General features: G+C 41.3%; 12 protein-coding genes. 4 read left to right on the top strand and 8 right to left on the bottom strand.

Features of this window, described 5'->3' with window-relative positions; genetic code table 11:
• Positions 1-12: 12 nt before the first annotated feature.
• A complete protein-coding gene (locus ACZ47N_RS12395) occupies positions 13-2,409 on the top strand; it encodes a PocR ligand-binding domain-containing protein (RefSeq protein ID WP_464886858.1) in 2,397 nt (798 codons plus the stop codon).
• A gap of 191 nt (positions 2,410-2,600) precedes the next feature.
• Positions 2,601-3,704, top strand: coding sequence for a diguanylate cyclase (locus ACZ47N_RS12390; RefSeq protein WP_464886857.1), 1,104 nt, complete (start codon positions 2,601-2,603; stop codon positions 3,702-3,704).
• A 62-nt stretch (positions 3,705-3,766) separates the two neighbouring features.
• Here ACZ47N_RS12390 and fumC read toward each other — a convergent pair whose 3' ends face one another.
• Complete coding sequence (gene fumC / locus ACZ47N_RS12385; RefSeq protein WP_464886856.1) at positions 3,767-5,125, bottom strand: class II fumarate hydratase; 1,359 nt, start codon at positions 5,123-5,125, stop codon at positions 3,767-3,769.
• A 468-nt stretch (positions 5,126-5,593) separates the two neighbouring features.
• On the opposite strand from fumC, the gene ACZ47N_RS12380 reads away from it, so the two are divergent.
• A complete protein-coding gene (locus ACZ47N_RS12380; protein WP_464886855.1) occupies positions 5,594-7,588 on the top strand; it encodes a methyl-accepting chemotaxis protein in 1,995 nt (664 codons plus the stop codon).
• A 406-nt stretch (positions 7,589-7,994) separates the two neighbouring features.
• Here the strand turns inward: ACZ47N_RS12380 and ACZ47N_RS12375 are convergent, their stop codons facing one another.
• Entirely contained in the window at positions 7,995-8,942 is a 948-nt protein-coding gene (locus ACZ47N_RS12375; RefSeq protein WP_464886854.1) for a YbgA family protein, read from the bottom strand.
• 259 nt (positions 8,943-9,201) lie between these two features.
• Between ACZ47N_RS12375 and ACZ47N_RS12370 the strand changes: the two genes are divergently transcribed.
• The gene (locus ACZ47N_RS12370) at positions 9,202-10,803 is read left to right on the top strand and encodes a copper amine oxidase N-terminal domain-containing protein (protein WP_464886853.1); all 1,602 of its coding nucleotides are present in this window, start codon (positions 9,202-9,204) and stop codon (positions 10,801-10,803) included.
• Positions 10,804-11,084: 281 nt separating this feature from the next.
• Here the strand turns inward: ACZ47N_RS12370 and ACZ47N_RS12365 are convergent, their stop codons facing one another.
• The 6 genes from ACZ47N_RS12365 to ACZ47N_RS12340 form a co-directional block, all read right to left on the bottom strand.
• Positions 11,085-11,210 (bottom strand): hypothetical protein, encoded by a 126-nt coding sequence (locus ACZ47N_RS12365; protein WP_464886852.1) that lies wholly within the window; start codon positions 11,208-11,210, stop codon positions 11,085-11,087.
• 22 nt (positions 11,211-11,232) lie between these two features.
• Positions 11,233-11,565, bottom strand: coding sequence for a cupin domain-containing protein (locus ACZ47N_RS12360; protein WP_464886851.1), 333 nt, complete (start codon positions 11,563-11,565; stop codon positions 11,233-11,235).
• A 4-nt stretch (positions 11,566-11,569) separates the two neighbouring features.
• Complete coding sequence (locus ACZ47N_RS12355) at positions 11,570-11,908, bottom strand: cupin domain-containing protein (protein WP_464886850.1); 339 nt, start codon at positions 11,906-11,908, stop codon at positions 11,570-11,572.
• A 118-nt stretch (positions 11,909-12,026) separates the two neighbouring features.
• Complete coding sequence (locus tag ACZ47N_RS12350) at positions 12,027-12,776, bottom strand: ABC transporter permease (protein ID WP_464886849.1); 750 nt, start codon at positions 12,774-12,776, stop codon at positions 12,027-12,029.
• Positions 12,751-13,746 carry an ABC transporter substrate-binding protein gene (locus ACZ47N_RS12345; protein WP_464886848.1) on the bottom strand — a complete coding sequence of 332 codons (996 nt, stop codon included), beginning with the start codon at positions 13,744-13,746 and terminating at the stop codon, positions 12,751-12,753. Before ACZ47N_RS12345 ends, ACZ47N_RS12350 begins: the two co-directional genes overlap by 26 nt.
• 57 nt (positions 13,747-13,803) lie before the next feature.
• Positions 13,804-14,520, bottom strand: coding sequence for an ABC transporter ATP-binding protein (locus tag ACZ47N_RS12340; RefSeq protein WP_464886847.1), 717 nt, complete (start codon positions 14,518-14,520; stop codon positions 13,804-13,806).

The following is a 14,520-nucleotide window of genomic DNA, read 5'->3' as shown; positions in this document are numbered from 1 at the left end:
GGTGGAAAAAGAATGAAAAAAAATCATACCTCCTACTCTAGCAAATGGTTTTGTGATAAAATCACCCTTCCGTCAAAAAAACTAGAACTGGAAGAAAAAGCAACTCTGCTCCAACATATTACCGACAATATGTTTGACCTAGTATCCCTAACAGATCCCCAGGGAAACTTTACATTCGCAGGTAAATCTCACCAAATTCTTGGGTATGATCCCCAATATCTCATCGGCCAAAATGTCATGGATTTTGTTCACCCTGAAGATTACAATGATGTCATGAGCGCTTTTACGACCTTTCTTCAAACTCGGAAAGATAGTCAGGGAATCAAATATCGTATTCGATGCCAAGACGAAAGCTATCTCTGGCTGGAAACCATGGGAAAAGTTATCCTTACTGCCACAGGTGAGATTAAAGAACTGCTTTTCAGCTCCCGAAATATCACCCATCAAAAACGAGAAGAAGCACAGCTAAAAAAAATGATCCAGTCTACCCAGCGTTTCCTCGAGACTACATCAGAGATAAACCCACAAGCCATAGCAGAAGATATGCGTTGCCTTACAGGCGCCGCTTATGTAGTCTTCAACCAATTTGATGAAAACGGGAAAGACTTCACCACTCTGGCCTTTGTCGGAGATTCAGATCATTTGATGAAAGCTGTTGATATCATGGGTTTTAATCCTATTGGCAAGAAATGGACCCATGATCCAGACCGATTAGCCACTATGAAACAAACACGTCTCACCACTTTTGAGAACCTAGAAATTTTCGCAGGAAACCATTTACCGATCAAGATCCTTCGCTTACTAGAAAAATCTTTTGATATTGGTCAAACCATCATGGTCCACATCACTCAAAATCAAAAACTCATGGGACATTTTGCCCTAATCATGCCCAAAGACATATTATTAGAAAATCCAGAACTAACCACCCTTTATGCCACTCAGGTAGGTATGTACTTGGACCGAATCAAGCATCAACAGCAATTACAAGAAAGCAAAGAAGCACTACAAAAAAGCGAAGCCATTGTTCGAAATAAGCTAAGAACAATTTTAGAACCGGAAATAGACTTATCTATTTTAGAGCTAGAGGACATCATCGATGTCCCCGCAGTACAAAATCTCCTAACTTATTTTCATCGGTTCACTGGCATGCTAGGTGCCATTGTAGACAACAAAGGACAAGTTTTAGTAAGTGTCGGATGGCAAGATATCTGCACACAATTTCATCGCCGTCATCCTAAAACACGGAAATACTGTATGGAGAGTGACACCTTTCTTGCCAAAGGAGCAAGGTCAGGCACATTTAAATCCTATCGTTGTAAGAATGGTATGAACGATATCGCTTCGCCTATCGAAGTGGCTGGACGACACCTGGGAAACATCTATTTCGGACAATTCTTTTATACAGATGAACAACCAGATATAGAAGAATTTCGTCAAAAGTCACGTCTTTATGATTTCGACGAAACTAAATATTTGGAAGCCCTCAGCCAAGTTCCACGTTATCCTCGCAAAACAGTTGATGACATAATCCATTTTTATTCAGGATTGGCAGATATGATCTCTTCCCTAAGTTTTAGCAATCTCAGCCTTGCCCAGGCAATCACCCGGCAACGGGAAGCTGAAGAAAAATTACAGGAATACGCTAAGGAACTAGAGCAAAAAAACCTAGAACTGGATCAAGCTTTAACAAGCGCCAAATATGCCAACGAAGCCAAAAGTCGTTACCTTGCCCATATGAATCACGAAATACGTACTCCACTCAATGGGCTCCTAGGGTTTATCCAGCTCCTTGAATCTACCAACATGGATGAAGAACAGCAAGAACTTATGACCTATTTAAAAGCCTCTTCTAACCATATGCTCGGCATTGTTAACAACGTATTAGACCACGCTAAAATTGAAGCCGGTGAAATGAAACTGATTTTACAGCCATTTGTCCTGGAAGATGAAATAAAATCGGCATTGGCGCCACTTTACCCCTTGGCCCTTGAAAAAAACCTACATCTACATATAAAACTTGCCCGTGCACTCCCCAGAAAAGTGGTGGGAGATTCTCAACGTTTTCGCCAGATCCTACTAAATTTGGCTGGCAATGCCGTAAAATTTACGGAACAAGGGCATATAGTCACAACTCTTGTCTGCCAACAAAATTTCCATAGCCATCACCAATTGAGGCTAGTGGTAGAAGACACAGGCCCCGGCATGACAAAAGAAACGCTTCACAAACTGTTCCAGCCTTTTTATGAAGCTAACGACGGATCCGTGGAGCAACCCAAAGGCACTGGTCTTGGCCTAGTCATCACCCGAGAGTTGATAGAGTTAATGGGAGGTCAAATCCTAGTAAAAAGCACCATAGGAAAAGGAACTAAGGTTGAGGTAACCCTTCCTGTAGGAAAAATGGATAGCTAAAAAACTTAAACGCCTCTGCGGTGACGTTTCTGATCTGTTGATTCATAAAACCTAAACCAAAAAAATTAACCATTGTTTCACAAAATTAGAATCGACTCCCCTATTTATTCTTTCCTCTTTTATAGTATGGATTTTGAGTATATGTTATCATGAAATAAGGTTTATTTATGATATGCGAGAGGAGAATCCGTATGACTAGTAATTTTTTCCAATGGGATCGAGAATTCTTAACAGGCGTGGATAGCATTGATGAGCAACATTTTTCCCTTATTGAGATCATTAACAATATCCTAAAGCTATGCTTTCAGAGTCAGTCCATCGAAACAAAAAAAATTACTGCTATTTTAATGCAATTAGAAAATTATACCGTAGATCATTTTAAATCAGAAGAAAAAATAATGATGAATTCCAATGTAGATCCTCGCCATGCTAAAGAACACATTCACGCCCATAGAGAGTTTGTTAAAATGATTAAAATCCAATTTTCTGATGTCAATGCTTTAACCAACGTAGACGAATTAAGCGAATCTGTAGAATTTTTAATTCGATGGCTCGCATATCATATTCTGAACATGGATAAAAACATGGTTAAACAAATGAATATGATTCAATCAGATAAAATATCTCCCTTGGAAGCCTATGACAAAATCGAATCCTCCAATAAAGATACTTCTGAACCTCTCTTAAGAGCACTAAAAGCACTTTTTTATATTGTTTCTGAAAAAAACAAGGAACTGGAACGTAAAAACGATGAGCTTGAAGAAAAAGTATTATTGCGAACCCAGGAATTAGAAGAAGTTAATGCTAAGCTGGAGCAAATCTCTTTAACAGACGAATTAACAAAACTACCTAATCGAAGATACGCTTTGCAGGAAATACAAAGACTCATTCATATCAGAGATCGTTATACAACTACTTTTTCTGTATTGTTTATTGATCTTGACAGCTTCAAACCAGTAAATGACACCTTTGGCCACGATGTGGGAGACCAGGTATTGATCTGGGTTGCTAACTTCCTCAAGAATAGCATCCGAAAAACCGACATCTCATGCCGTCTTGGAGGCGATGAATTTGTTATCATTTGCAACAATACAGGTCAAAACCACGCCGAAAAACTTGCTGGAAAACTAAGCCAGAATGTGAAAAAAAAGCTACCTGAAGATTTGAGCGGATTCTGGAAACCTTCCTTAAGTATTGGCGTTTCAGAAGCAACAGAATCTGTTCAATCAGCCAGCGATATACTTAGTTTGGCAGACGAAGCTATGTATAAAGTCAAGAATAGCATCTATCTGTAAAACAATAAACTATTCTTGAAGAATTTTATCGATGGATTATTGACAAGACAGAATCCTTCGGATTATGTCATTTTCAATGGATCTGTAAGGCCATCAAAGGTTTCTGCATCAAGGAGCTTCAGCGACAAAACTGCTTCTTTCAATGTACTGTGATCCTTATGCGCCTTTAAAGCTGCCTGTGCAGCGGACTCATATCCTATTTGGGGAACTAACGCCGTTACCAGCATTAAAGATCTTTCAATTCCTTTTTCAATTTGTTTTTCATCCGCTATCATATCCACCACACAACGTAGTGTAAAAGATCGAATTGCATCTGACAATAATCTTACAGATTGTAAAAAAGCATAAATAAGTACTGGCTTATATACATTCAACTGGAAATTTCCTTGACTAGCGGCAATTCCAATAGTCGTATCATTGCCCATCACTTGGCACGCCACCATCGTTAAGGCTTCACATTGCGTTGGATTTACTTTACCCGGCATAATCGAACTACCTGGTTCATTGGCAGGTAAAATAAGTTCACCAATGCCACAGCGTGGGCCACTGGCTGACCATCGAATGTCGTTGGCAATTTTCATAAGGTTGGCCGCAAGTGCCTTTAAAGCACCGTGACAGAACACCATATGATCGTGACTGGTTAACCCATGAAATTTATTAGGGTTTTCTGCGAAAACGATTTGCGTTTCCCTATTTATAGCTTTAACCATTTCAGTCCCAAATCCCTTTGGTGCATTTAATCCTGTTCCTACTGCAGTCCCCCCAATGGCTAAAAGCTTCATCTTCTCAATTCCTAATTTTATCATCTGCAGATTTTCTTCCATCATGGCTGTCCAACCACTGATTTCTTGACCTAAGGTTAAAGGGGTCGCATCTTGTAGATGGGTGCGGCCAATTTTAACCAAAGATCCATATGTTTTTGATTTCTCCGCAAGAATTTCTCTTAGAAACCTTATGGCTGGGATCAAGTGATCCTCCATTTCGAGAACGGAGGCAATGTTCATAGCTGATGGAAATACATCATTAGAGCTTTGGCTTCGATTTACATGGTCATTTGGATGAACAAAATTTGGTTCACTGAGTTCGTTACATCTGTGAGCTATCACTTCATTAACATTCATATTACTCTGGGTTCCGCTGCCAGTTTGCCAAACCGGCAAGGGGAACTCTTTGTCTGAAATCCCTATTCGAATTTCTGATGCAGCCTGTTGAATTAATCGAGATCGCTTTCCGTCCAAAACATCCATTTGATGATTTACTTGAGCAGCAGCCTTTTTAATTAATGCCAATGCATAAATCACGTTTAAAGGCATTTTTTCATGGCCTATGGGAAAATTTTCCAAGCTTCGCTGTGTTTGAGCTCCCCACCTTCTATCTGTTGGCACTTGTATGTCTCCAAATGCATCATGTTCTGTTCTCATCGTAATTATTTTCCTCCTTACAGACAAAGAAAAATTAATATCCTTCATTTACCTTATTCTTTTAATTAACATCATTTCCTTACCAAGCTTATCACCATATATTATACCATTCCACTTTTAGTCTTATTGATCTTCTTATCTAATTAAGAAAGGACAATAGTTTCTTAACTACATTATAGCACGCAACCAGATATTCTTCTAACATGAGAATGCTTAATTCAATCGATAGATTTAGGTTCAGCGGATTTTTCAATCTACTTTCTATAAGCTCACTGAAAACAGAAGCCTCTACAAAGATAGTTTTCAATAATTATTTGTATGAATGTTAATCTATGCGTCGACTCAAGTTTATGGTATACTTAATCTGTGTTATTAGTTTAACAGAAGAAGTAAAGCTTTTCACCAACATGACCGTTGCACACCTTGTCCTTTATTCATCAGGAATTTATTCTATGGAGGTGTATCATCATGAGACGAAAACTTTTGATTATTTTTATTCCGCTTTTTCTTGTGTCAAACCTGGTAATTATTGGCTATAATTACTACCATCAATCAAAATTCATCGAAAGTGAAGTTCTGACAGAAATCGATAGCTCTCTCCGTTCCGTTGAAATGCTAGTGGAAAAAGATTTGGACAAACTGATTTCTACCTATCACGCTTTAGCGGGAAACCACCAAGTTCGAGATGCTTTCTACATAGGCGATCGACAGGAAGTACACCAGTTAATAACACCTATTTTCCAAGCTCTACAGCAAGAAAATATTACCAACCTTCAATTTAGTGATGCTTCTCTGAGTTCATTTTACCGAGCTCACAACCCAGAGAATCATTCAGATGATTTAAGCAGCCGAAACATGCTTCAAATCATACGAGATCAAAAAGAAGTACTCTCTGGCTTAGATGAAGGTCGTTCTGGTCTTGCTATTCGTGCTGGAGGACCAATATATAGTCCAAATGGTCAGTTTATCGGCATACTGGAAGTAGGTCAGATGATTGATGATTCCTATGTAGACCTTCTGTCAGAAGAACTGGGAATTGATATAACTATTTTTTCTGGTTCCCAACGGTTAACCACCACCATTCTTAATGAAGATGGCAGTCGTTCCATTGGAACCGAGATAGATAATCAACAAATTCTCGATGAAGTACTTACAAACAATGGACGGTGGCAAGGATTTATAAATATATTGGAAGGTGTTTCCTATGTGGGTGCCTACTCTGCATTACACGACTTAGGCGGCGAAACCATTGGGATGTTATTTGCTGGACGAACTGCAGATGATCTGGATACTCATATGCAAAATGCCCTCACTACTTCTGCTATTATTCTTCTCACTGTTGGCCTAATAGGGATAGGAGTCATTGTTATCTTTTCTAGTAAACTGGCAAAAATCGCATCTCAACTATCTGAAAATCTCAATATCGCCGCAGACGGAGATTTTACCCATGAAATTCCAAAAAATTGTTTGGATTCACGAGATGAAATCGGCGACATGGCCAAGGCACTTATGACTATGCAGGAATCCTTACGCAAAATGATTTACGAGGTTTCACAAACATCTCAGCAAGTGGCGGCTTATGGCGAAGAACTAAGTGCCACTAGTCAAGAGGCTTCTAGTGCAGCTAATGAGGTGGCTAAAACCATTGAAGAGATTTCCAGCGGCGCCTCGGATCAAGCCAGGGAAACAGAAAACGGTGCAGAGCATATTAATGAATTAGGTAATTCTATTCAGCAAAACCAGACGTATATTTTTCAGCTTAGGGATTCTGCAGGTGACGTAAATCAGTTAAAGGATGAAGGAATGCAAGCACTACAGAAAGTTCTTTCTCACACCGAAGATACACATGTAGCCATTAGAGGGGTTAGCCAAGTCATCGAAGAAACAAATGAAAGCGGCAAAAAGATTCATCAGGCCAGCGAAATGATTAAAAATATTTCGGAACAAACTAACCTATTGGCCCTTAATGCTGCTATAGAATCTGCTCGAGCTGGTGAAGCTGGTCGTGGATTTGCTGTAGTAGCTGAAGAGATCCGAAAACTCGCAGAACAATCTAATCAGTTTGCTGGCGAAATAGATGAGATTATTAAAGAGCTAACTAACAAAACCACTAATGCTGTTTCTACCATGTACCAAGTGACAGACATAGTTCAGCAACAAGGAAAAAGTGTCGAACTGACCGACAGTAAATTTAATGGAATCAATGAATCCATTAACCGTACGCTACAAATGATTGATGAACTCACCCATTCCAGCGAAAAAATGAATATCAAAAAAGATGAAATCATTGCTGTCATCCAGAACCTTTCATCTGTTGCAGAAGAAAATGCTGCTGGCACAGAAGAGGCTTCTGCCTCTGTAGAGGAACAGACCTCCGCCATTGAAGAAATCGCTCAGTCCAGCGAATCACTTTCACAACTAGCTGAATCCTTACAAAGTACAGTCTTACAGTTTAAAATATAGCTTTAAAGGACAAGAGAACGCTTCTCTTGTCCTTCTTATTTCCATTTATTTCACTAAGATATTAAAGCTTTTGGCATTTTAAGGACTTCAATACTATAGTCCACCTTTTCATTGGGTCTGATGTTCCGCAACTTCTATTCGGTCATATTTTTCTTTTTAATTCGGTTGTTTTTTGCTTATTCATTCGGTTGTATTTCGAGCAAGAAGGACGAGTTGCCTCCGTCCCACTCTTCCCCCCAGAAATATGTTTCGATCATCAATTCCTTTCCGCATGACATGGTAGATACCTGTGCTGCTTTTCTTTCGTGCTTGTCTTGGCATTTGAATCACCATGATCTATTAGATCCCACATGTAAAAACAGGACGAGAGAAACGTCCCCTTGTCCTAAGCCCCCATGTAACCTGTTCACCAAAAGTTACGAAGCATTAATTCACTGGGATGTGGATTTAAATAGCGTTGTTTCATTAAATATTCCTTTTCATATTTTCTAATGAAATGGTTTAAAAGGGTCAGAGGAACCACTAATGGTGCCTCTCTTCGGTGATAACGTTCCACAAGCTCCAACACCTCTTGCTTTTCCCAAGGGCTCAATTCTTTTTTAAAGTAACCCAGGATATGGTGTAAAACATTGGTATTTTTTTTCACCGTGGCATGGAAGGTAAGACCTTCTAAGTATTCTTTTTCAAATTTTGCAAACAGCTCCTCTTTTGGAATGGTACTTCCAAGAGCCGTTATCTTTCCAAGGGTTTTATAGTGCTCTACACTGTGGGCCATCATCAGCATTTTTTCTCTTGTGTGATATTCCACAAGCTCTCCTACACTGGGATCTTTTTTTAAAAACTCCTTCCATCGATGATGGGCAAAAACTCTTACGATAAAATTTTCCCTTAAATGAGTGTCGTTCAGTCTTCCATCCTCCTCAACAGGGATGTTGGGAAAAGCCTTTTTATAGGCTGCAGCGAACATTCCACTTCCCTTACCAATGGGATTTCCGTTTTCATGGTAAATTTTCACACGATAAAGCCCGGAGCTTGGAGAATCTTTCTTAAAAATAAAACCATGAAGCTCTTTTTCCTCCAGAATGGGAAGTTTCTTCTCGATATAGGATTTCATCATCGGAGTCTTATCCATCCCGGTTTTGTTCGTCACAAGCCTATGATTCTCTTCGTCTCCTACAAGACGCATTGACTCTCTTGGAGTAGGCATCCCAGCTTCCTGTTCAGGGCATACTGGATAATACTCAAAGTACTCCCCTAAAACATCCCTGACATACCGATCTAGCTTATGACCTCCGTCATATCGAACAGGTTCTCCTAAAAGACAAGTGCTTACTCCAACATTAATTTTTGGCATGTTCTTTTACCTCCATCCGTTCCACCTCTAATATCTCATCTATTATCAGTATAACACAATTTATAGTTATATTTTGCCATTTACAGCTGTTGTTCAAGACCAGAGAAATACAAAGGGAAGTTTATTTCACCTCAACCAAATTTAAGTTTTTTGAAAATTCCCTCATTGTATGGTTGATTCAAAAGTTATCTGGGTACATTGATAATAATTATCATTTTTTATGCAGAATGTCTTCTTACTCGCTGAAAGGAGAATGAACATGAAAAACAAACTATTAGCAGTTACCTTATCACTTGTATTATTGCTGACTATGGCCATGCCTTTGGAGACATCGGCAAAACCTCCTTGGTGGGATCGGTTTAAAGAAATAGTGGTCGCAGACGCTGTGGGAGCCTTGGAAGGATTTGTGCAAACGGAAACCAGGGCTGGCGCCATTGTTGGTGGCATTGCCGGTTCACTTAAAGAAGGCGTTGGCCAAGGGATTTCCAACGGCGGCTGGACATCTGAAGAGGCGGCAACTGAAAGTGTCGGCCTGCACCACAACTTGGGCCTGAACTTCTATTTTGACCAGGGCGCCCCGGAAGAAGTGAACAGTGTCCTTCTGGAGTACCTGTCCCAGCAACAGATTCCTCATAACCAGCGTCAGGTCCAAACCTACCTGAGAGGCCTTAACCTCACCCTGGATGAGCTGTTGCGCCGCATCCGAGAAGGCACCACAGGGCCTTTCAACCCCAGCCCTGGTGTTTCTGACGACGGTCATGGCGGGGAAAACAACCATGGTGTCATTGTTTCAGAAAACTTCCTCCCTAACCTGGAGAAAACCCTTGCCATCCTGGATGGGGATGCGGACAGCCCCCAGCAAATGCTGGACGAGGCCATTGCCTTTTTCATCAATGCATCTCTCCGGGAGACGGACCATGACCTGTTGGACGATATCATCATATTTGGCCAAGACTATAACAGCACCCGCTCAAACCGCATAAAAAGCGTGGTGGACCTGGGAGGGGATGGCACTGGCCTGAATTTCGACAAAATCAAAATCACCTATGAACAGCAAAAATCCAACGGACAGCCTTCAGACATCATTTTGGCATGGATCTTTGTGGATGTGCTGCAACAGTCTAGCCTTTACTGGAGTGACGTATATTGCTGGGGTGACAAAACCAGCGTCAACCAAGACCAATCCTTTGACAACGGAAGCCTTTTATGCTGGGGAGCCAACTTTGAACGAGTGATGATGGACCCAGATGCAGACCCATACCATGATGACGTCTTCATCATTGTGGGAGACTACCTGGACGTGGATTCTGATAACGACGGGATTCCCGACACCTATGAACCCAGCATGGAGGATGAATCCGAAGAGGAAGAGGATTCACTCCCAGAGGAACCCACTGCAGCAAAAGACTATAAACTGGTGCTGACCATTGACCGTGCCACTGCCCTCTCCAGCGACACAATGAAAAACCTGGATGCTTCCCCCTTCATCAAGGAAGGACGCACTTTGGTTCCCTTCCGTTTTATTGGTGAGGAACTTGGCGCAGAGATCGATTGGATTCCCGAATCTCGCACCGTGACATACCAACGTGGTGATGGAGAAAACGCGGTAATGATTGAAATGGTCATTGGGCAAAGCATGGCCACTGTCAACGGCCAGCGGGTTCCCATTGATCGAAACCCCACGGTGGCGCCTGAGATTGTCAATGGACGCACCGTAGTGCCGGTAAGATTCATCAGTGAAGCCCTGGGCTTTGATGTGGGCTGGAACCAAGACACACAGGAAGTAACCATTTCCGCCTCTGGTGATATGTTTTTAAAATTTGGTAGCATTGAAGGCGAGAGTGTTTTCGAAGACGACTAAGAAAACTGTTAGAAGAAAAAGCAGCAGGGGCAGAATGATCTTGCCCCTGCTGTGCTTTTGTACAGGACAGTTTCACAGGGCAAGGGTATTTATCTCGTCCTTTTTTCATTGTTCTATCATTATTTTAATAAGAGCGAATCCTCTTCATCAATGGTATTTATAAAAAAGTATATCATTCAAATCTTTTGAAAAGAGGGATTGCCGTACAAAAAGGTCTTTTGATTTCCTGGCTTGGGCCAACACACTGCTGGGCTGGCCGGTGACAGCGCTGGTGTTAATCCTCAGCTATGTCTACGGTATTTGGAGGCTGCATTCCTTGGGCGGCATCTCTTCAGCCCTTCCATCAGAATATCACATCGTTCTTCCAGTTCTTTCTGGGTGAGTTTAGCATATACGGAACGCTTCATGAAATCTGCCTCCCTCCTCTCATTATTTCACCAGGATATTCATACTTTTGGCATCCTCCAGGACTTCAATCCCATATTCCACATTACTGGGAAGCACCATCATCTCTCCAGCGCTTAGTATTTTTTCTTCGTCCTGCCGATAACGCACCTTCAGCTTGCCTTGGTACACATAGATAATACTGTCTTCTTCCTGAAATTCTTTGCTGATGCTTTCTCCTTTTGCATAGGAAAAAAATCGTATATCTGTATGATCCGTCGTGCAAATTGCCTTACTGGCGATGGTGTTTTCACTGTTTGAAACGATTTCATCAATTGAAAGAGTTTGCAAGGGTTCAAGGTTCTTAATCACTTTCATCCGCTTATTTCTCCTTTCTGACTACCATCAAGAGCATTTTCATGTCTTCCTTAGCCTGAACCTGATGAGAAATTCCCGAGGGCATCAGGACCATTTGGCCCTTCACTGCTTCCTGGGTTTCTTCGCCAATGGTAACGCTGGCCACACCTTCGTGTATATAGATTAAAGCATCTCCGTTGGCGGTATGGGGTCCTACTCCTTCTCCTTTACCGAAGGCCAGTAAGGTAATGCCCACCCCTTTTTCCTGGGCCAGAGTTTTACTTTCAATTTCACCCGGCTTACAACTAACCATCTGATCAAAATCTACAGCTTTCGCTTTTGCTATGTTTTTAATTAAATCCATCTTCATCCTCCTATCGGATATTTATTGATATCTGTTATCAATTTCTATTTTACTGATACCCATCACGCTTGACTTATAACGGTAGACATAACTAGCGTATGGGATCAAAATTATTACGCTATCCTTCTTTTTTCAATTTCACAAACCCTATAGATGTTTCTAAAACTGCAGCTAATATAACCGTGATGAAGGCCCATGCAAATACTCCTGCGGTATTCAGATGAACCCTTTCTATTTGAAAGCTGGTTCCAATTGAAAGAGCTGGCTGGCTCAAAACCTCTGCTGCTACGACAATTTTAAGATTAAGACCCATGGCAGCAACCATGGCACTTTGCAGATAGGATGACAGGGACGGAAGATAGAGATCTTTAAATCGCTGAAATCCTCTAATTTCATACAAATCCATCATTTCAATCAGTTTTCCATCCACATGACGAATTCCCTGGACAATGCTTTCATAAAGAATCGGAAAAATCACCACAAACCCGACTAATATCGGCGCTCTTTCAGAATCTAGCCAGATTAAGGCAAGTAGGATGATAGCCATGGTTGGTACTGCCCGATTGATTAAAACCAGAGGTTTGAGTAAGTGGTAGAATGTTTTTGAATAACCCCCTGCGATCCCAAGACCAAGGGCTGAAAATAGTGCGATAAAAAAACCGATAATGGCTCGTTGAAGAGTTCTCAAGATGATCATCGAGAAATTGGGGAATGTCATTATTCGAATCATCTCATCCAAAGTCGCGGCAGGAGAAGGAATGATAATCTCTCTGTCCACAATCATTGCCAGACTCTGCCAGATAAGAATGATGATGATCGCCGAAAACACCTTAAGACTAACACTATTTTTCCATATAGAAGTCATCATCCAATTCTTTCCCCCCAACAGTCTCAGGAGCGGCTTTCAGAAGGACATGAATATATTCTTCGATAGTTGATTTTGCTTCGGATGCATCTTGGTATTGGATATTCATTCGATCAAGACCCTGAATCACTGCGCCTTTTTTCATCCCCACTTCCAACGCTTCGACGTATTCACCGGCCAGTTCTCGGTTCTCAAATAACCAGCTGATGCTACTTTCATATTCTTCCAAGAAAGCATCGACAAATACTCGTTGGTTTTCAATCAGATTTCTGCTGATGATTAACGATGCCTGAGGATAGGAGCTAGTTCCTTCATTTAGTTTGCTCCACTCTTTTTGCAGGTCATAGAGAACCACTGCATCTTCACGATTCATTAAAACATTGGAGAGAGCGGGTTCAGGAATAACAGCCATATCAATCTGCCCTGCAATAAATGCGGGAGCCAGTTCCGTTGCTCCTCCCATATAATGAAGATTCACATCCAGGTCCGGATCAATTTTGTTGGATGATAGCACGTGTCGCAGAATGATGTCTGGTGTTAATCCACGTCCTAACGTATGAATATCTTTTCCTTTCAAGTCCTCCCACTGATCAATCTCTTCGCTGCCAACCATGTAGAGAACGCCCCACACACTAGAAGCTGCCAGCTGAAAATCTGCTCCCCGATGATACAAAGAAGCTGCCAAATTGGTGGGAACCACCGCAATATCCACCTCTCCAGATACAACGCGGGATGCCATCAGGTCCGCTGATTGGACTGATTCATATTGGACTTCCACATGATTTCCAAAGGAAGGCTTCTCTTTGAACATTCTGATCATACTTAGGGTTGGTGCTCCAGTGGGTGCCGCCACTTTCACCTGAAAAGCTTCGGCTTCTTTCTCACTCCCTGTTACTTCGGCATTGGTTCCGCATGCAATAATAGAGGTCATCGTTAAGATTGTTATTCCGACGATCATTAAAATTTTTTTCATTGTATTTTCCTCTTTTCTTGAGTTTTATATTGATATTTTTGATTCTAAAAAGGTGTTTCAGGCGCTGATGTGACAGATATCTCTTTTATGATTCGAAAGGCGTTCAATGATGGTTCCTCTCGCCATTACCATTTCTCTGTCTGTGAGATTTCGATGGATTTGAGGTGTTTTAATCTCCATAATTTGATCCACTTTGCAGGGATTTTTTCTCAGGAGGATCACCCGGTTTCCCAACAAAAGGGCTTCATCAATTTCGTGGGTAACGAAAACTACCGTGTTTTCCCATTTTATCCACAGATCCTGCAGTAGTTTCACCATGGCCATTCGAAGATCGTAATCCAAGGATTTGAAAGGCTCGTCCATTAAAAGCATCTCTGACTGATAATGATAGGCTCTGGCTATGGCACAACGCTGGCGCATGCCACCACTTAGCTGGTGAGGGTAACTCTTTTCAAAATTTTTCAATCCCACAATATCGATCAACTCTCTAATTTCCGAGGAAGATCCTTGTTTTTTCACTATCCGGATGTTTTCTTCCAGAGTTTTCCAGGGCAATAGACGGTCCTCCTGAAAAACGTAGCCGATCTTCTCTTTCTTCCCTACAATTTCACCTTTGTCCGGAGGTGTGATTCCGGAAATCATGTTCAGCAGAGTTGATTTTCCACAACCTGATGGTCCTAGAATGCAGGTAATTTCCTTTTCTTTGATTTCCAGATTAAAACCTTCCATAATTTTCAAATTCGCAAAGCATTTTGTCAGGTTTTTCAGAATCAT

This window comes from Tindallia texcoconensis (assembly GCF_055383815.1).
Note: the sequence above shows the minus strand (reverse complement) of the source record. Positions and strands in the feature narration are given on the sequence as shown.